Genomic DNA, 17831 nt, shown 5'->3' on the forward strand with positions numbered 1-17831 from the left:
GTGGCGTGGCCGGCGTTGGCGCCTTTAGCGGCTACTTCGCCTTCTTCTTCTTTGTCGAATTCGTCCCAGCTCAGCATGACGTGTCGTCTCCTGCGTGAGGGCTCAAAGGTGCCCGTGTGAAACCGGATGGTTGGGTGTTCACACGGCCCTAGGGCCGCGGTGGATCTTAAGGAATCGTTTGTTGCAACAGCTCGCGCAGGCAAATAAACGGAAATTGCGTAACGGGTACTGCGTGAGGCTTGAGGTGCGGAGCGACAGGTGCAGGCTCCAGCGGATGCCTCAGGTCTGGCTCTTCATCCCTGTGTAAAGGGATATTGCAGGTCCGATTTACCCGCGCATTATAGGGAAAAATTCGGGTTTGTGTTGGGGCGGATGGTCACGGACCAAAGACAAAAAGGTCGCTTTTTGAGCCGGAGTGAGAGTTTACGGGGTATTGCTGCCGCAAGTTTTTTAGCCGCTGGTACACATCTCCGATCGTCGGCGAATTGCCATATGCCTTGCATATGTTTCCGGGTGTCCCTACATTGCACATGTCAGGCATAGGTAGGAGGATGAGTCATGCGCACAGTCTCAATTTTTAAAAATGGTAAGAACCAGGCTATTCGATTTCCAAACGACATGGCCTATGAGGGAGTCGGTGAGCTCGAAATCACCCGCAATGGAGATACGATTACATTACGACCTGTCCGACCGAGCTGGGGGTCGCTGAGTGAGTTACCCAGGGCGGACGAAGATTTTCTTCAGGAGCGTCAGGACGTTGTTGGTGATGAAGGCAGGTTCAACCTGTGACGACATACATGCTGGATACCTGCATTTGCTCTTTCATCATGCGTGAGCGGCCCGAGTGCGTGCTTAAGCGACTGGCATCGGAGGTGGCGAGGAGCAATCGAATCGTGATTTCGGCCATAACCTATGCCGAAATGCGATATGGACAGATTGGGAAAAAGGCATCGCCCAAACACAAGACGTTAGTCGATGAGTTTGTGAAGCGACTCGATGAAGTGTTGCCGTGGGGCGTGGCGGCGGTGGACGCGACGGTTGAGGTGAAGCGAAGCCTGACCGAGCAAGGGTCGATCATCGGCCAAAATGATACTGCTATTGCAGGGCATGCAATTGCTTCGGGGTGTACGTTGGTGACCAACAATATTCGGGAGTTCAGTCGCGTAGCAGGGTTGTCTTACGAGGATTGGGTCCACTAACAGGAGCGGGTGTTATGGCCGTAATCGCCATCGCAGGCAAGCCAGCTCCCACAGTTGATGTGTGGTGTATTCAAGGGCGGGTTCTTGGCCGCAAGAACGATTTCTTGCGGCAATTAAGAATCCAACTTCAGAAGTTGTTAGCCGTTAGAGCAACCATTGCCCATCACTTGATAGTTAAGAATATGCCGCTGGCCTTGCGAATCTTCATATTCCATCTTCACCGGTACAACTTCGCAGACTTCTGGAATGCTGCTCATGGACAAGACTTTGGCCACATCCAAGTGCGTGCTATAGGTGTAGTCCTCGACAATCGGGGCGTTCTGGCCGGCCAGTTCAGTCGGGGCTTCGTCAGCCAGGGCGGCGGTGGCGCACAAGCTGCTCAGGGCCATCACTAATAACGCTTTCATTTCTTCATTACCTTCTTCAGGGCGAAAGGGGGCACGGGGCCCTTGTGAGGCCGCGTGTGTCACTTAAAAGTTGGGAAGTTCGGATTAACGGTGCCTTCGTGGGGGCTGTTGCGTTGTTAATCTCGGTGCCTTGTTGGCGGAGTTGATTCTAGGCTTGCGCGTTATATTCATATACCCGTGCTTTTGATAAACACTTTTGGCGGTTTTTGTAACAATCCCTCGATTAAGATTTTTTCAGAAACCTTCCAGGCGCCGCAGCACGCGGGCCAGAGCGGCGAAACGGCATAGCAGGGCAATTTGTAGGGTCTTGTTACTACCATCGTCGAATGGTTCTATAGGCCCACCCCGGCTACAACAGGGGCCATACAACAACAACTATGTCACCGAGGTAAGAAAGATGAGTGCGGCTTCCCTGTACCCCGTTCGCCCCGAAGTAGCAGCCAACACGCTCACCGACGAGGCGACCTACAAGGCCATGTACCAGCAGTCGGTGGTCAACCCCGACGGCTTCTGGCGCGAGCAAGCCAAGCGCCTTGACTGGGTCAAGCCTTTCACCGCGGTCAAGCAGACCTCTTTCGACGACCACCATGTCGACATCAAATGGTTCGCCGATGGCACCCTGAACGTTTCCTACAATTGCCTGGACCGTCACCTCGCCGAGCGTGGCGACCAAATTGCAATCATCTGGGAGGGCGATGACCCTGCCGAGAGCCGCAACATCACCTACCGCGAGCTGCATGAAGAAGTCTGCAAGTTCGCCAACGCCCTGCGTGGCCAGGATGTGCACCGCGGCGACGTGGTGACTATCTATATGCCGATGATCCCCGAAGCCGTGGTCGCCATGCTGGCCTGTACCCGCATCGGCGCGATCCATTCGGTGGTGTTTGGCGGTTTTTCCCCGGAAGCCCTGGCCGGTCGCATCATCGACTGTAAGTCGAAAGTGGTGATTACCGCTGACGAAGGCATCCGCGCCGGTAAGAAGATTCCGCTGAAGGCTAACGTTGACGACGCGCTGACCAACCCGGAAACCAGCAGCATCCAGAAGGTGATCGTGTGCAAGCGCACCAATGGCGCGATCAAGTGGAACCAGCATCGCGACATCTGGTACGAAGACTTGATGAAAGTGGCGGGCACCGTCTGTGCGCCAAAGGAGATGGGCGCCGAAGAAGCACTGTTCATCCTCTATACCTCCGGCTCCACCGGCAAGCCTAAAGGCGTGCAGCACACCACCGGTGGCTACTTGCTCTACGCCGCCCTGACCCATGAGCGCGTCTTCGATTATCGCCCGGGCGAAATCTACTGGTGCACCGCCGACGTTGGCTGGGTCACCGGCCACACCTACATCGTCTACGGCCCGCTAGCCAATGGCGCGACCACACTGCTGTTCGAAGGCGTGCCGAACTACCCGGACATCACCCGGGTGGCAAAGATCGTCGACAAGCACAAGGTCAACATCCTCTACACCGCACCGACCGCGATCCGCGCCATGATGGCTTCCGGCACCGCTGCCTGCGAAGGTGCCGATGGCAGCAGCTTGCGCCTGCTCGGTTCGGTGGGCGAGCCGATCAACCCGGAAGCCTGGGACTGGTACTACAAGAACGTCGGCCAATCCCGTTGCCCGATCGTCGACACCTGGTGGCAAACCGAAACCGGCGCCACGCTGATGAGCCCGCTGCCAGGCGCCCACGCGCTCAAGCCGGGTTCGGCCGCTCGGCCGTTCTTCGGTGTGGTGCCGGCGCTGGTGGACAACCTGGGCAACATCATCGAAGGCGCCGCCGAAGGCAACCTGGTGATTCTCGATTCCTGGCCAGGCCAGGCGCGTACCCTGTACGGCGACCATGACCGTTTTGTCGACACTTACTTCAAGACCTTCCGCGGCATGTACTTCACCGGTGACGGCGCGCGTCGCGATGAGGACGGTTACTGGTGGATCACTGGCCGTGTGGATGACGTGTTGAACGTGTCCGGCCACCGCATGGGCACCGCCGAGATCGAGAGCGCCATGGTTGCTCACCCCAAAGTCGCCGAGGCGGCGGTGGTGGGCGTGCCCCACGACATCAAGGGGCAGGGCATCTATGTGTACGTCACCCTGAAGAATGGTGAAGAGCCCAATGAAGCGCTGCGCCTGGAACTGAAGAACTGGGTGCGCAAGGAAATCGGGCCGATTGCCTCGCCGGATGTGATCCAGTGGGCGCCTGGGTTGCCGAAAACGCGCTCGGGGAAAATCATGCGGCGCATTTTGCGCAAGATCGCCACGGCTGAATACGATGGGTTGGGGGATATCTCCACCCTGGCAGATCCAAGCGTGGTGGCGCATTTGATTGAAACGCACAAGACCATGAACGTCGCGTAAGCGGGGTAGGTGGGACAGAGCCCCATTCGGTGCAAGCCGGGTGGGGCTTTTTTGTGAGGCTCAGGAGCACCGAGGTTCAGTGTGGGAGCTGGCTTGCCTGCGATGAGGGTGTGTCAGGCAAAGGTTGGCTGGCTGACACACCGCCATCGCAGGCAAGCCAGCTCCCACAGTTCATATCGCATTTCACAAGGGTGTATTGGAGCGGTCTGACAGAGCTGCATCACAACCAGCCCAATAAATATCGGTTTCCACGGTAGGACGTTTCTGAATGTTACCGGCAGGTGCAAATGTGTAACCCCTCGCCCAAACATGAGGCAATGGACCACGCCGACGCCCCGAAAAACCGCGTTTTAGACACCCCAGGAAATTAGATTAAACGCCAGACTTGCCGTGCTAGAAGGGTTTGCGAATAATAGGCCCGCAATTTGCAGCATCATCAGGTTTAATATCTTTTGTCTCTGCATAAAACTCAGAGGCTGTCAATGAGCTGGAACCGCTTTCTCAGTGCTTCTGTAAATTGTTGTCGCATTGAGGAAATATCGGCTTCCGGCCTGTCGTTAGAATGCCGATCACTCGCTCGTCGTCGCAGGTGTCGCCCGCGCAGGACGCAGCACCGCTATTCGGTTACACCTTCGCCGCATCGTGGGCCATGGCTCATACTGCTGTTTTTGCCCTATACCGATGGAGTCCCAAGATGAAGAAACTCGTGCTGTTGGGCGCCCTGGCGCTGTCCGTGCTGTCCATGCAGGCTTTCGCCGAAGGCAAGCCGCTGAAAATTGGTATCGAAGCGGCTTACCCTCCGTTTGCCTCGAAGGCGCCGGATGGCAGCATCGTCGGTTTTGACTACGACATCGGCAATGCGCTGTGCAAGCAGATGGACGTCAAATGCACGTGGGTCGAGCAGGAATTCGATGGTCTGATCCCGGCACTCAAAGTGCGTAAGATCGACGCGATCCTGTCGTCCATGTCCATCACTGACGACCGCAAGAAATCCGTGGACTTCACCACCCGCTACTACCTGTCCCCAGCGCGCCTGGTGATGAAGGAAGGCACCACCGTCAGCGACGGCCTGGATGAGCTCAAAGGCAAGACGATCGGTGTGCAGCGCGGTTCGATCCACGACCGTTTCGCCCGTGAAGTCCTGGCGCCAAAAGGTGCGAATATCAAGGGCTACAGCACCCAGAACGAAATCTACCTGGATGTGGCCGCCGGTCGTCTCGACGGTACCGTGGCTGATGCCACCCTGCTGCAAGACGGTTTCCTGAAAACCGACGCCGGCAAAGGCTACGCGTTTGTAGGCCCGTCGTTCACCGAAGCCAAATACTTCGGCGACGGTATCGGCATCGCAGTGCGCAAAGGCGACAAAGAAAACCTTGAGCGCATTAACGCGGCCATCGCTGCAATCCGTGCCAACGGCGAATACAAGAAAATCCAGGACAAGTACTTCGACTTCGATATTTACGGCGCTGACGCCAAGTAACTCATCGCAGCTGTCTGTCCGAAATGGCGCAAGCAACAGTCATCCTGAAGTTTGCGCCATTTTTTCATCCCCCTTTTCGAGGACCTGAATCATGTTGAAAGGCTACGGGGCCGTCATCCTCGATGGCGCATGGTTGACGCTTCAGCTCGCCTTGTCGTCCATGGCCTTGGCCATTGTTCTGGGTCTGATCGGGGTCGCGCTACGCCTGTCGCCGGTACGCTGGCTGGCTTGGCTGGGCGACTTGTACTCCACGGTGATCCGCGGGATCCCCGACCTGGTGCTGATCCTGCTGATTTTCTACGGCGGTCAGGACTTGCTAAACCGCGTCGCGCCGTTGCTGGGCTTTGACGACTATATCGACTTGAACCCCCTGGCCGCCGGTATCGGCACCCTGGGTTTCATCTTTGGCGCTTACCTCTCGGAAACCTTCCGCGGCGCCTTCATGGCCATTCCCAAGGGGCAGGCCGAAGCCGGCCTGGCGTATGGCATGAGCAGTTTTCAGGTGTTTTTCCGGGTGATGGTGCCGCAGATGATTCGGCTGGCGATCCCTGGTTTTACCAACAACTGGCTGGTATTGACCAAGGCCACCGCGCTGATTTCGGTGGTGGGTCTGCAAGACATGATGTTCAAGGCCAAGCAGGCGGCAGACGCCACCCGCGAGCCTTTTACCTTCTTCCTCGCAGTGGCGGCGATGTACCTGGTGATCACCAGCGTGTCGTTGCTGGCCTTGCGTTACCTTGAGAAGCGCTACTCGGTAGGCGTAAGGGCGGCTGATCTATGATCTTCGACTACAACGTCATCTGGGAGGCCATGCCGCTGTACCTTGGCGGCTTGCTGACCACCCTGAAACTGCTCGCTATCTCGCTGTTTTTCGGCCTGCTCGCGGCCTTGCCCCTGGGCTTGATGCGCGTGTCCAAGCAGCCGATCGTCAATGGCGTGGCTTGGCTTTACACCTACGTGATCCGCGGCACGCCGATGCTGGTGCAGCTGTTTTTGATCTACTACGGCCTGGCGCAGTTCGAAGTGGTCCGCGAAAGCTTCCTGTGGCCGCTGCTGTCCAGCGCGACGTTCTGTGCGTGCCTGGCGTTTGCGATCAACACCAGCGCCTACACCGCCGAAATTATCGCCGGCAGCCTCAAGGCCACGCCTAACGGTGAGATCGAAGCGGCCAAGGCCATGGGCATGTCGCGCTACAAACTGTACCGCCGCATCCTGTTGCCGTCGGCTCTGCGCCGTGCGCTGCCGCAGTACAGCAACGAAGTGATCATGATGCTGCAGACCACCAGCCTGGCGTCCATCGTCACCTTGATCGACATCACCGGTGCCGCGCGCACGGTGAACGCCCAGTATTACCTGCCGTTCGAAGCCTACATCACCGCCGGCGTGTTCTACCTGTGCCTGACCTTCATCCTGGTGCGCCTGTTCAAGTTGGCCGAGCGCCGCTGGCTGAGCTACCTGGCTCCACGGAAGCACTGATATGGAACGTATCGATCATCTGTTGCCCTGGGGGCACCTGGGCTGCGAACGCCAACTGAGCGTGTTCCGTTTCGGCAAGGGCGAGCGCAAGGCCTATATCCAGGCCAGCCTGCACGCCGATGAGTTGCCTGGCATGCGTGCCGCGTGGGAGCTGAAAAAGCGCCTCACCGAGTTGGAGCAGCAGGGCGCCCTTAACGGCGTGATTGAGTTGGTGCCCGTGGCCAACCCGATGGGCCTCGGCCAGTTGTTGCAAGGCAGCCACCAGGGTCGTTTCGAGGTGGGCAGCGGCAAGAATTTCAACCGTGACTTTGTCGAGTTGAGCGAGCCGGTTGCGGCTTTGCTCGATGGCAAGCTCGGCGATGATCCCCACGCCAATGTGCGCATGATCCGCCAGGCCATGAGCGATACGCTCAACGCCTTGCCCGAGCCGAGCAGCCAGTTGCAAGGCATGCAGCGCATCCTGCTGAGCCACGCCTGCACGGCCGATGTGGTGCTCGACCTGCATTGCGACGCCGAAGCCGCGCTGCACATGTACGCGCTGCCCCAGCACTGGCCGCAGTGGCGGTCGCTGTCGGCGCATTTGAATGTAAAGGTCGGCCTGCTGGCGGAAGATTCCGGCGGCAGTTCATTTGACGAGGCGTGCTCGTTGCCGTGGCTGCGTTTGTCGCGCCTGTTCCCCGAGGCGCAGATCCCCCTGGCCTGTCTGGCGACGACGTTGGAGTTGGGCGGCCAGGCCGACACCGGCCGTGATGAAGCCATCTTCCACGCCGAAGGCATCCTTGCGTTCCTCGCCGAACAAGGCTTGATCAAGGGCGGGTGGCCCGCGCCGCAACACCAACCTTGCGAAGGCGTGCCTTTCGAGGGCACCGAACTGCTGTTCGCGCCCCATGCCGGGGTGATCAGTTACCTGCGTAAAGCGGGCGACTGGGTAGAAACCGGCGACGAGATTTTTGAAGTGATTGACCCCCTGACCGATCGCGTAAGCACTATCTGCGCGGGCACCTCGGGGGTGTTGTTTGCCGTTGAACGGCTACGTTATGCCCAAGCGGGTTTCTGGCTGGCCAAGGTGGCGGGGCGCGAAGCGCTGCGCTGCGGGCGCTTGCTCAACGACTGACCACCTGTTTTTGTGAGAACCGACCGCATGTACAAGCTTGAAGTCCAAGACCTGCATAAACGCTATGGCAGTCATGAAGTGCTCAAAGGCGTGTCCCTGGCCGCCGCAGCCGGCGATGTGATCAGCATCATCGGCTCCAGTGGTTCGGGCAAAAGTACCTTTTTGCGCTGCATCAACCTGCTCGAGCAACCCCACGCCGGCAAGATTCTGCTCAATAACGAAGAGCTCAAACTGGTCGCCAACAAAGACGGCGCCATGAAGGCCGCCGACCCCAAGCAGTTGCAGCGCATGCGTTCGCGCCTGTCCATGGTGTTCCAGCATTTCAACCTGTGGTCGCACATGACCGCGCTTGAAAACGTGATGGAAGCCCCGGTGCACGTGCTGGGCGTATCGAAGAAAGAAGCCCGTGAAAAGGCCGAGCACTACCTGGCCAAAGTTGGCGTGGGCCATCGTAAGGATGCGTTCCCGGGCCATATGTCCGGCGGTGAGCAGCAGCGCGTAGCGATCGCTCGCGCCTTGGCGATGGAGCCAGAGGTGATGCTGTTTGACGAACCGACCTCAGCGCTCGACCCGGAGCTGGTAGGCGAAGTACTCAAGGTGATGCAGGACCTGGCCCAGGAAGGCCGCACCATGGTGGTGGTGACTCACGAAATGGGCTTTGCTCGTGAAGTGTCGAACCAGTTGGTGTTCTTGCACAAAGGCGTGGTTGAAGAGCGTGGCAACCCACGGGAAGTGCTGGTTAACCCGCAGTCCGAGCGACTTCAGCAGTTCTTGTCCGGTAGCTTGAAATAATCAAGGCTGCCACCCATCCCCTGTAGGAGCGAGCTTGCTCGCGAAGATCGTCAACGATAACGCGGGAAGCCTGGCACCCCGTGGCGTTCTCAGGTTTTTCGCGAGCAAGCTCGCTCCTACAGGAGAGCAGGTCTTCATTGTTTTTGAGATTTGTGTTGGTTTCCGGGCTAGCATTGGCCCTTGTCTTCATTACCGTTACTCGCTTCGGATAGCACTCCATGACCGCCCACAAAATTGGTTTCCTGATTTGGCCCAGCACTAAAGCACTCACGCTTGCGCTGGCTGAGGAGGCCTTGCGCGTTGCCCAGCGGGTGCATCCGGACGTGGTCTACGAGCTGTCATTTTTGCTCGCCGAGCCGGCAACCCCAGGCGCTTGGCAACTGCCCGGCGAGCCGTGGGCCGGCAAGCTCGAAGGTTTCCAGAAGCTGTTCCTGCTGGCGGATGAGCCGCCCACTGCGATCGCTTCCCAGCTCAGTACCGCCCTTAAGCAGCTTGTCCGTGCAGGGTGTGTGATCGGCGGTTTGTCTGCCGGTGTGTACCCACTGGCCCAGCTTGGCCTGTTGGATGGCTACCGCGCCGCCGTGCATTGGCGCTGGCAGGATGATTTCGCCGAACGCTTCCCCAAGGTCATCGCCACCAGCCATCTGTTTGACTGGGACCGTGATCGCCTGACCGCCTGCGGTGGCATGTCGGTACTCGACCTGCTGCTGGCGGTGCTGGCCCGTGACCACGGTGCCGAGCTGGCCGGTGCGGTGTCCGAAGAACTGGTGGTGGAGCGCATCCGCGAAGGCGGCGAGCGCCAGCGTATCCCGCTGCAAAACCGCCTGGGTTCCAGCCACCCGAAGCTGACTCAGGCGGTTTTGTTGATGGAGGCCAATATCGAAGAGCCGCTGACCACCGACGAAATCGCCCAGCACGTGTGCGTTTCACGACGACAACTTGAACGCATCTTCAAGCAATACCTCAACCGCGTCCCCAGCCAGTATTACCTGGAACTGCGCCTGAACAAGGCGCGCCAGATGTTGATGCAAACCAGCAAGTCGATCATCCAGATCGGCCTGTCGTGCGGCTTCTCCTCGGGGCCGCACTTCTCCAGCGCCTACCGCAATTTCTTCGGCGCCACGCCCCGTGAAGATCGCAACCAGCGGCGCAGCAGTAGCCCGTTCGAATTGTCGTCGGTGCCGTCCGAGCGCGGTTGAGCTGCGCTCAGGGTTCGTTGTCTGTTTCGGATGACGTTGGAGAGCGTGAGCCGGAGCGGTCTGGCGCGGGTTGCCTGGCTTGCGCTACATCGAAATCCACTGCCGTACGGTTGTAATAGCGACGCAGAATGGCAAGCGCCGCGGGTGAGAAGGGGTTGTCGCTCAGGTCAAAGCCTGCCGCTGAGTCCGGGTCTACTTCAAGCAGGTCGGTGGGCAGCTCGGTGATGCGGTTATCGCTCAGGTTCATTTGGGTGAGCGACGTCAGGTTGAACACCCCGTGAGGCACCTCGGTAAGCCCGGCGTTCTCCATCATCAGGGTCTCCAGGCCGGACATTTTGCTGACGTCGGGCGTCAGTGCCAGCGGGTTATCGCTCAGGTCCAGGTATTCCAGGTCGTGCAGGTCGCTCAAGGCGTCGACACGCTCGCGGGTCAGCCGCAGACTGCATTGAGTCAGGCTGAGTGTGTTGAGCTTGGGCAGCTTGAAGATGGCAGCGGGAATGTCTTGCAAGGCATAGCGATGGATCAGCAGGCTTTCCAGGTTGGGGAAACGCTCAAGAAAGCCTTCGGGTATCGAGGTGGTTTCCTGCGCCCTCAGGTCGAGCTTGGAAATATGCTTGAAGTCCACATTCAGTTTGGGCAGGTCGCCCAGCAGCGGCAACGTCAATAGCATTTGATGGGACTGCGTCAGTGGGTCATGACTCATGTCCAGGCCGGTTTCACGCCGCCAACCTTGCTCCAGCAGGCTCCCGATTTCCCCTCGGATAAGTTGTTGCTGCGCGCGAACCTGTTCGTCCATGGGCAAGCCCGTGAAGGGGTAGCGTTCAGGCACATCCACGACCCATTCCTGCAGGTCGGCTTGCAAGCGTTCGTAGTCGGCCTTGAGGCGCACGAGAATCGCCATCGAATCATCCAGCCCGCCCGGTAGCCTGAAGACAAATTGATTGGCCTCGGGAGCGTTGTAGGTCGGGTAAAGCGCTTGGACCAGGCGAACCTCGTCTGGATTGGCTTCGACGCCAAAATGTTCCCCGGTGCTCTGACAGTAGGTTTTTATCCGTTCCAGGGTCGCGCGCGTCAACGGGTTGCCGGAAAGATCGTATGCCTTGGCAGCGCTGGCGGGCAACGAATACAGGGCTTCTGGCAGCCTGCGCAGGTTATTGTGGCTGAGATTGGCGTTGGCCAGCCGAGGCCGATTGAGCAGGCCTGTGGGAAAGACGGAAATACTGCTGTGGCTCAGGTCGAGTGTCCGCAGGTTGGTCATGTTTTCGAAATTGGGCGCCAGCCCCAGCGGGTTGCTGGACAGGTCAAGGGTATGCAGCTCGGTCAGGTTGGCCAGGGCTGCACGGCTTGGGGTGGTGAGGTTGATTGCGCAGTTGCGCAGTATCAGCGCGTTAAGGTGGGCCAAAGCACTGATCTCGCTGGGCAGCGTTCTGAGGGCAATGTCGCTGATGGCCAGTCGGCGCAATCCGGGGAAGCGTGCCAGGAAGCCCGGCGTGCCACGGGTGGTCAAGTAGCCCTGGAACTCCAGAGTGGTGATGTGCCCAAGGCGGGCATCGAGCGCTGGCAGTTCGCCGTAGACGGGCTGGTTGAGTTGCAACAGGTGGCCGTTGTCATACGCGGGGTCCACTGGCGTGGCGTGGCGCCAGGCGCTGATCAATTTTTGTGACCAGAGAAAGCGATTTTGCTGTTCCGCTGCAATCCGCCAGCGGCTTAACGGTAAATCTGTACCGACAAGGGTCTGCGGCACATTCTGCTGCCATGTTCGCAGGTGGGTTTCCAGTTGCGAGAACTCTTTCTTCAGGAATTGAAGGGTTTCCAAAGGCGTACCGGGATCATTTTGCATGGCGGCGAGTACGGCCGTCACCTCGCCGGGGCTCAGTTGCGGGTACAGCTCATGCAACTGAGTCTCCAGCGAGACGCCCTCGCTGCTGCCAGCGAGTGGGCTGGCGTCGTAGCCCTGCATGCCGCCGGGCAGGCGCATCAATGTCGGGTCATAGGACGGTTTGAGCAGCGGCACCTCGGCTAGCAGGGGGCCAAGTTCGTCACGTGCCAATGCGTGTTGGCCCAAGGTTTGTCTCAAGCGTGGGCCTTGGCCAATCTGCATATCCAGTGCGTCGCGCTGCGTATCGGGCAGCGCCTGGAGCACGGCGGTGTAGAAGTCGGTTTCGCCAAGCAGCGTGCCCATGCTGTCTTCGGGAATGTAGTCGCCTTCGATGGTGCGCACCAACAGGCGGCGGATTGACGCCTGGGCGGGCCCGATGGCGTCGCGCAGGGGGCCGTCGCGCTTGAAGTCGCGAACCTCCAGGCGCACCTGAGGCGACCAGCCTGGCAGTTTTTCCAGAGAGTGCAGGGCGAGTCGATGGGTGTCGCTGCTTTCCAGCGCGCTCATGTACAAACCTTCATACGCCCGGCTGATTCTGACCTGATGGGCCGCCCAGCGTGCGCGATCGATCAGGTGCGAAGGCAACGTGCCTTGGTCGATATCGAGCAGATCCTGGCCGCTGGCGCCGAGCAGTACTTCCTCGGCCGCGCTGACGGGCAGGCCAGGTGTGCTGTCGATGACCTTCTGAACGCGGGCATCGGTGGTCAGCTCCAGGCCTCGATAGCGTGAGTCGAACATCGAAGCGCGGTTATCCTCGGCTCTGCGTGCCAGTTGTTTGCGCAGCTTTGCGGCGCGCACATGCAGCTGGGTGGTCGGGGTACCAAAGTCTTCTCCGAGCAAGGTTTTGCGCTCTGATTCGTCGAGGGTTTCCAGCAAGGTCTTGAGCAGGTCGCCGTTGTTCATCTGCGCTTCATGGATTTGCGCCACTGCAGCATTTTCCCTGCCTGGGTGTTCCCATACGGTTTCGCCTTTGGCATTCAGAAAACGCAGGGTCTTGGATTCTGGCCACAGGCCGGTCTGGCTGAGCAGCCAGAGTTGGGTCTGCGTGTCGGCCTTTGAATAAACCTGCGGGTCGTCGCTGTTCATCTGGTCGATGACGTCTTGAAGTTGCTGGTCGATATGGATGCGCTTGAGGCTGTCGGCCAGCAAGGGCGGTGGCGGTTGGCGGTCCATGTAGAGTTTGCGCAGGGCACCCTCGTCTGTGCTGCTGATGCGCTGCGCCTGTTCCAGGCCGGTTTCGCTGAGCGCGTTGGCGGGCTCGCCGAGTCTGCGCAACAAGGTGCTGCGATGCCATGTCAGCGGGTGATCCAGTGGGGTTATCCAGGCGCCTTTGCCATTGCCGATAACGGGCGGTTGGTAGGCATGCACGTGGCTTGGGTGCGCCAGCACGGCGTTGCTCGCTTGTTGCTTGACGGCAAAGTGTTGCCCTTCAAGGGGCAGGATCTGTTTGTCCCCGTAGGCATGCAATCCATCGGCCTTGGGGCGTGAGGCGGTGGGCAACTGAAGGTCGTGGGCGTAGGGGCTCAGGTCCGGGTTCCACAGGCGCGTTTTGCCGTCGTCCGAGGTGACCGGGTGCAGGCGCTCGAAAAACGCCCAGACTTCCCGAGGCAGTGCCTGGCGTAGCAGCCCTTCGGCAATCGGTGCGCCGACCGCGAACATGCCCAATTGCACCATTTGTTCCAGGATCGACATCAAGTGCCCGAGCGCCTGGCGCTTGAGGCCCTCGGCCCAATCAATGATGCCTTCGAACACGTCGTCGAGCAGTTGATAGGCGGTGTAGCCGAGCATCAGCAAGCCCAGGGGCGGAATGAACGGCGTGGCGATGAAGGCGGCGATTTCGAGCAGGGTTTTGCCGATTTTTTCCACGATGTCCCAACGTTGCCAGCGTGCCTTGCTGTCGGCGTCGGCGGTGGATACGGCAATGCTTCGCGCGTCATTGAGCAGTCTGTTGAGTTTGCTTTCATAGAGGTGTTCGTACAGCTCGCCCGTGATTTTCGTCGCGTGCAACTGCAGCTTGGGGTTGGCCACAGGTTCGGCGCGCCAGGTCGGGCTGGGGTCGCCGGGGATGGGGTGATGCCAGGTAACCTGGGACAAGCGGTTATGCAGGTTGGCAAAGAAGTAGGCGCGGTGCTCGTGGCTTATAAAGCGGCTGAAGAATGCCTGGTAATCGGCCTCGCGCAATTTGCGGGTCAGGTCTTGAATGAATGCGATGCCATCGCGGTAATACTTGAGTGGTGCCTGTGGGTCGCCGGGAATGTACGCCACCACGGGCACTGCGCTGTGGTGCAGTTCCAGGTCTGCGGCGAACAGCACAATGCCGGCCAGTGGTGCGCCCATCAGGCTCAGGTCGTGGCTGAGCAGCGTCTTGCCGTCGAGCGTCAGGCCGCTGATGCCTTTGAGCTGGGCCTGCAGCGTGCTTAACAGCCGCTCGCTGCCGTCCTTTTTCAGGCGCGCCAGGTGTACGGCAGCTTGGGCTTCGGCTTTGAGGCTCTCGATGACAGTGCTGCGCAGCGAGGCCTTGCGCTTGGCATCTTTGAAACCGAAAAATGTCTTGAGGTAGTTCTGGTATTGCGCACCGATGTCCAGTTCACGGCACAGCCTGACGAAGGTCTGGATGCTGACTTTGCTGTTCACTGAGGGCAGGGTGTCGAATTGCCCGGTGGCGGTGGGTTGGGTAATGAAGCTGGAGTCTGCGGTGAAGGCAGCTTTCTCGCTCTCTGCTGCGTCGAAGTTATGCAGTGCGGCGTCCACCAACGACACGCTCCAGACTTTGACGCCGCCAGTTTCTATGGGAAACAGTGGGATCGTCAGGGGTGCATACAGGCGCAGATGGGTGGTGCTGACATCGATGTCCACGCCCCAGCGGGTCTTGAGCGCCTGTTGCAAAAGCGGTGCGGCGAAGGCTTGCGGTGTCTTGAGGTCGGCCAGTGCCGTGTCCACTTTGCTTTGCGCGGTCCAACTCTGCTCGATCGCCTGCTTGAGGGGCGCATGTTGCTGGCGGTTGGCGTCGGCCTGCCAGTTGGCGACAGCCAATGGTGCAGTTTTCAACGCTTGGCGCTTGTCATCCGAGGCGCTTGCCAGCCAGGCCGGCAGGCGTGTGTGAAACCCGGCGGGTACTTGGGTGGCGGCGGCTGCGAGGCGTTGGCTAATTGTGGTGGGGTAGGGCGTGGGCACGGGGCTGATCCTTCAGTGGGGGTGAGTCACTGTCATCACAGCAAGCCTGATGGGTTCACCGGCAGCAGATAGTTAAGGCATTAGGCGAAAATCAGCGGGCCGTGCCTCTGCCTCTCACTGAACGCAGCGTTTACACTGCGCCATTGCGACGCAATATGTCGCATTGCCGTAAACCCGCGTAAAACCGGGGTTGGCGCTATAAGAAGTTGTCGCTTGGCGACAAGGTGGCGCTGAAAACTGTCCTTACAATCCCTGCATCGCCCGCCAGTTCCAGGCAGGCGTTCCTCTTCAGGAGACTCCGATGTCCGTTGAGCAAGCCCCGGTGCAACGTGCCGATTTCGACCAAGTGATGGTGCCCAACTACGCACCTGCTGCCTTTATCCCCGTACGTGGCGCAGGTTCGCGCGTGTGGGACCAGGCCGGTCGCGAGCTGATCGACTTTGCCGGCGGCATCGCGGTCAACGTATTGGGCCATGCGCACCCGGCGCTGGTCGGTGCACTGACCGAACAGGCCAACACGCTGTGGCATGTCTCGAACGTGTTCACCAATGAGCCAGCCTTGCGCCTGGCCCACAAGCTGATCGACGCCACCTTTGCCGAGCGCGTGTTCTTCTGCAACTCCGGCGCCGAAGCCAACGAGGCCGCGTTCAAGCTGGCCCGTCGCGTGGCGTTCGACCGTTTTGGCAGCGAGAAGTACGAGATCATCGCCGCGCTGAATAGCTTCCACGGTCGTACCCTGTTCACCGTCAACGTCGGTGGCCAGTCGAAGTACTCCGATGGTTTCGGGCCTAAAATCACCGGCATCACCCACGTTCCTTATAACGACCTGGCTGCACTGAAAGCGGCAGTGACCGATAAGACCTGCGCCGTGGTTCTGGAGCCGATCCAGGGCGAAGGCGGTGTACTGCCGGCCGAACTGGCTTACCTGCAAGGCGCTCGCGAACTGTGCGACGCCCACGACGCGCTGCTGGTATTCGATGAAGTGCAAACCGGCATGGGCCGCACCGGCCACCTGTTTGCCTACCAGCATTACGGCGTGACGCCAGATATCCTCACCAGCGCCAAGAGCCTGGGCGGCGGCTTCCCGATTGCGGCGATGCTCACCCGTGAAGACTTGGCCAAGCACTTGGTGGTCGGCACCCACGGCACCACCTACGGCGGCAACCCGCTGGCGTGCGCGGTAGCGGAAGCGGTGATCGACGTGATCAACACCCCAGAAGTGCTGGCGGGTGTGAATGCCAAGCACGACCTGTTCAAGGCGCGCCTGGAGCAGATCGGCAAGCAGTACGGCATCTTCACCCAAGTGCGCGGCATGGGCTTGTTGATCGGTTGCGTACTCAGTGATGCCTTCAAAGGCAAGGCCAAGGACGTGTTCAACGCGGCCGAGAAAGAGAACTTGATGATCCTGCAAGCCGGCCCCGACGTGGTGCGTTTTGCACCCAGCCTGGTGGTGGAAGAGGCGGACATCAACGAAGGCCTGGATCGTTTTGAGCGTGCTGTGAAGACGTTGACGCAAGCCTGATAGCGACACATTTTATTGGCCGGACCTGAACAAATGTGGGAGCTGGCTTGCCTGCGATAGCATCACCTCGGTGCCGTTGATAGACCGAGTTGCCTGTATCGCAGGCAAGCCAGCTCCCACATGGATCTGCTGACACATTGAGACCGATGTGTATCCAGGGCCCGTGTCCGGCATTTTTTCCTCTGTGAGTTTTCGAGTTAAGGAGTGACACCATGCTGGTGATGCGCCCCGCGCAAATGGCTGATCTGGGCGAGGTACAGCGTCTGGCTGCGGACAGCCCGATTGGTGTCACCTCCTTGCCGGATGATGTGGAACGCCTGAGCGACAAGATCGCCGCCAGCGAAGCCTCCTTCGCGGCCGAGGTGAGTTTCAACGGTGAAGAGAGCTATTTCTTCGTGCTGGAAGACACCGAGACCGGCAAGCTCGCCGGCTGCTCGGCTATCGTGGCCTCGGCCGGCTACTCCGAGCCGTTCTATAGCTTTCGTAACGAAACCTTCGTGCACGCCTCCCGCGAGCTGAAGATCCACAACAAGATCCACGTGCTTTCCCAGTGCCACGACCTTACCGGCAACAGCCTGCTCACCAGCTTTTATGTGGTGCCTGAACTGGTCGGTTCGCCGTGGTCGGAACTCAATTCCCGTGGCCGCCTGCTGTTTGTCGCCAGCCATCCCGAGCGCTTTGCCGACTCGGTGGTGACCGAGATTGTCGGCTACAGCGACGAGAAGGGTGACTCGCCGTTCTGGGATGCCATTGGCCGCAACTTTTTCGACCTCAACTATGCTGCCGCCGAGCGCCTGTGTGGGCTGAAAAGCCGTACCTTCCTTGCCGAGCTGATGCCGCACTATCCGATCTACGTGCCGCTGTTGCCCGATGAAGCCCAAGAGGCCATGGGCCAGGTGCACCCGCGTGCGCAAATCACCTTCGACATCCTGATGCGTGAAGGCTTCGAAACTGACCATTACATCGACATTTTCGACGGTGGCCCGACGCTGCACGCCCGCGTCTCGGGCATTCGCTCGATCGCCCAGAGCCGCGTGGTGCCGGTGAAGATCGGCGAGATGGTCAAGGGCGTTGGCCGCCAGTACCTGGTGAGCAACGCGCAGTTGCAGGATTACCGGGCGGTGATGCTGGAGCTGGACTACGCGCCCGGCAAACCGGTGACCCTGGACCTGGCGGCAGCCGAAGCGCTGGGTGTTGGCGAAGGTGCCAGTGTGCGCCTGGTTGCGGTTTAAAAAG

The 17831-nt window shown here is 59.6% G+C and carries 13 protein-coding genes; 11 read left to right on the top strand and 2 right to left on the bottom strand.

Features of this window, described 5'->3' with window-relative positions:
* Window positions 1–558: 558 nt before the first annotated feature.
* Complete coding sequence (gene vapB / locus ODQ19_RS26895; protein WP_014719603.1) at window positions 559–789, top strand: type II toxin-antitoxin system VapB family antitoxin; 231 nt, start codon at window positions 559–561, stop codon at window positions 787–789.
* Window positions 786–1199, top strand: a complete 414-nt coding sequence (locus ODQ19_RS26900; protein WP_330211714.1) for a type II toxin-antitoxin system VapC family toxin — start codon at window positions 786–788, stop codon at window positions 1197–1199. The genes vapB and ODQ19_RS26900 overlap by 4 nt, the downstream gene beginning before the upstream one ends.
* A gap of 137 nt (window positions 1200–1336) precedes the next feature.
* Here ODQ19_RS26900 and ODQ19_RS26905 read toward each other — a convergent pair whose 3' ends face one another.
* Window positions 1337–1606 (bottom strand): DUF2790 domain-containing protein, encoded by a 270-nt coding sequence (locus tag ODQ19_RS26905; protein WP_014719601.1) that lies wholly within the window; start codon window positions 1604–1606, stop codon window positions 1337–1339.
* Between the two features lie 397 nt (window positions 1607–2003).
* Here ODQ19_RS26905 and acs point away from each other — a divergent pair, with 397 nt between their 5' ends.
* From acs to argR, 7 genes are all read left to right on the top strand, one after another.
* On the top strand, window positions 2004–3959 hold the full coding sequence (gene acs / locus ODQ19_RS26910; protein WP_005790645.1) for an acetate--CoA ligase: 1956 nt from the start codon (window positions 2004–2006) through the stop codon (window positions 3957–3959).
* Between the two features lie 694 nt (window positions 3960–4653).
* On the top strand, window positions 4654–5439 hold the full coding sequence (locus tag ODQ19_RS26915) for an ABC transporter substrate-binding protein (RefSeq protein ID WP_047711612.1): 786 nt from the start codon (window positions 4654–4656) through the stop codon (window positions 5437–5439).
* 91 nt (window positions 5440–5530) lie between these two features.
* Window positions 5531–6220: an ABC transporter permease gene (locus ODQ19_RS26920; protein WP_003193627.1), complete on the top strand. Its 690-nt coding sequence runs from the start codon at window positions 5531–5533 to the stop codon at window positions 6218–6220.
* Complete coding sequence (locus ODQ19_RS26925) at window positions 6217–6915, top strand: ABC transporter permease (protein WP_003193625.1); 699 nt, start codon at window positions 6217–6219, stop codon at window positions 6913–6915. The genes ODQ19_RS26920 and ODQ19_RS26925 overlap by 4 nt, the downstream gene beginning before the upstream one ends.
* A 1-nt stretch (window position 6916) precedes the next feature.
* Window positions 6917–8029: a succinylglutamate desuccinylase/aspartoacylase family protein gene (locus ODQ19_RS26930; protein ID WP_116668296.1), complete on the top strand. Its 1113-nt coding sequence runs from the start codon at window positions 6917–6919 to the stop codon at window positions 8027–8029.
* Between the two features lie 27 nt (window positions 8030–8056).
* Entirely contained in the window at window positions 8057–8821 is a 765-nt protein-coding gene (locus ODQ19_RS26935; RefSeq protein WP_003193620.1) for an ABC transporter ATP-binding protein, read from the top strand.
* 218 nt (window positions 8822–9039) lie between these two features.
* Window positions 9040–10020 (top strand): transcriptional regulator ArgR, encoded by a 981-nt coding sequence (gene argR, locus ODQ19_RS26945; protein ID WP_034119442.1) that lies wholly within the window; start codon window positions 9040–9042, stop codon window positions 10018–10020.
* Between the two features lie 7 nt (window positions 10021–10027).
* Here the strand turns inward: argR and ODQ19_RS26950 are convergent, their stop codons facing one another.
* Window positions 10028–15073, bottom strand: a complete 5046-nt coding sequence (locus ODQ19_RS26950; protein WP_330211715.1) for a leucine-rich repeat domain-containing protein — start codon at window positions 15071–15073, stop codon at window positions 10028–10030.
* A gap of 301 nt (window positions 15074–15374) precedes the next feature.
* Between ODQ19_RS26950 and ODQ19_RS26955 the strand changes: the two genes are divergently transcribed.
* Together ODQ19_RS26955 and aruF are read left to right on the top strand one after the other, a co-directional pair.
* Window positions 15375–16595 carry an aspartate aminotransferase family protein gene (locus ODQ19_RS26955; protein ID WP_003193615.1) on the top strand — a complete coding sequence of 407 codons (1221 nt, stop codon included), beginning with the start codon at window positions 15375–15377 and terminating at the stop codon, window positions 16593–16595.
* Between the two features lie 212 nt (window positions 16596–16807).
* Window positions 16808–17827 carry an arginine/ornithine succinyltransferase subunit alpha gene (gene aruF / locus ODQ19_RS26960; protein WP_330211716.1) on the top strand — a complete coding sequence of 340 codons (1020 nt, stop codon included), beginning with the start codon at window positions 16808–16810 and terminating at the stop codon, window positions 17825–17827.
* Window positions 17828–17831 lie beyond the last annotated feature (4 nt).

The organism is Pseudomonas sp. AM4(2022), from assembly GCF_036346515.1.
In the GTDB taxonomy this organism is placed as follows: domain Bacteria; phylum Pseudomonadota; class Gammaproteobacteria; order Pseudomonadales; family Pseudomonadaceae; genus Aquipseudomonas; species Aquipseudomonas paracarnis.

Coding starts and splice junctions, on each gene's coding strand:
- vapB (WP_014719603.1), top strand. CDS start 559: ATGCGCACAGTCTCAATTTTTAAAAATGGTAAGAACCAGGCTATTCGA.
- ODQ19_RS26935 (WP_003193620.1), top strand. CDS start 8,057: ATGTACAAGCTTGAAGTCCAAGACCTGCATAAACGCTATGGCAGTCAT.
- aruF (WP_330211716.1), top strand. CDS start 16,808: ATGCTGGTGATGCGCCCCGCGCAAATGGCTGATCTGGGCGAGGTACAG.
- ODQ19_RS26915 (WP_047711612.1), top strand. CDS start 4,654: ATGAAGAAACTCGTGCTGTTGGGCGCCCTGGCGCTGTCCGTGCTGTCC.
- ODQ19_RS26925 (WP_003193625.1), top strand. CDS start 6,217: ATGATCTTCGACTACAACGTCATCTGGGAGGCCATGCCGCTGTACCTT.
- ODQ19_RS26905 (WP_014719601.1), bottom strand. CDS start 1,606: ATGAAAGCGTTATTAGTGATGGCCCTGAGCAGCTTGTGCGCCACCGCC.
- acs (WP_005790645.1), top strand. CDS start 2,004: ATGAGTGCGGCTTCCCTGTACCCCGTTCGCCCCGAAGTAGCAGCCAAC.
- ODQ19_RS26930 (WP_116668296.1), top strand. CDS start 6,917: ATGGAACGTATCGATCATCTGTTGCCCTGGGGGCACCTGGGCTGCGAA.
- ODQ19_RS26920 (WP_003193627.1), top strand. CDS start 5,531: ATGTTGAAAGGCTACGGGGCCGTCATCCTCGATGGCGCATGGTTGACG.
- ODQ19_RS26955 (WP_003193615.1), top strand. CDS start 15,375: ATGTCCGTTGAGCAAGCCCCGGTGCAACGTGCCGATTTCGACCAAGTG.
- argR (WP_034119442.1), top strand. CDS start 9,040: ATGACCGCCCACAAAATTGGTTTCCTGATTTGGCCCAGCACTAAAGCA.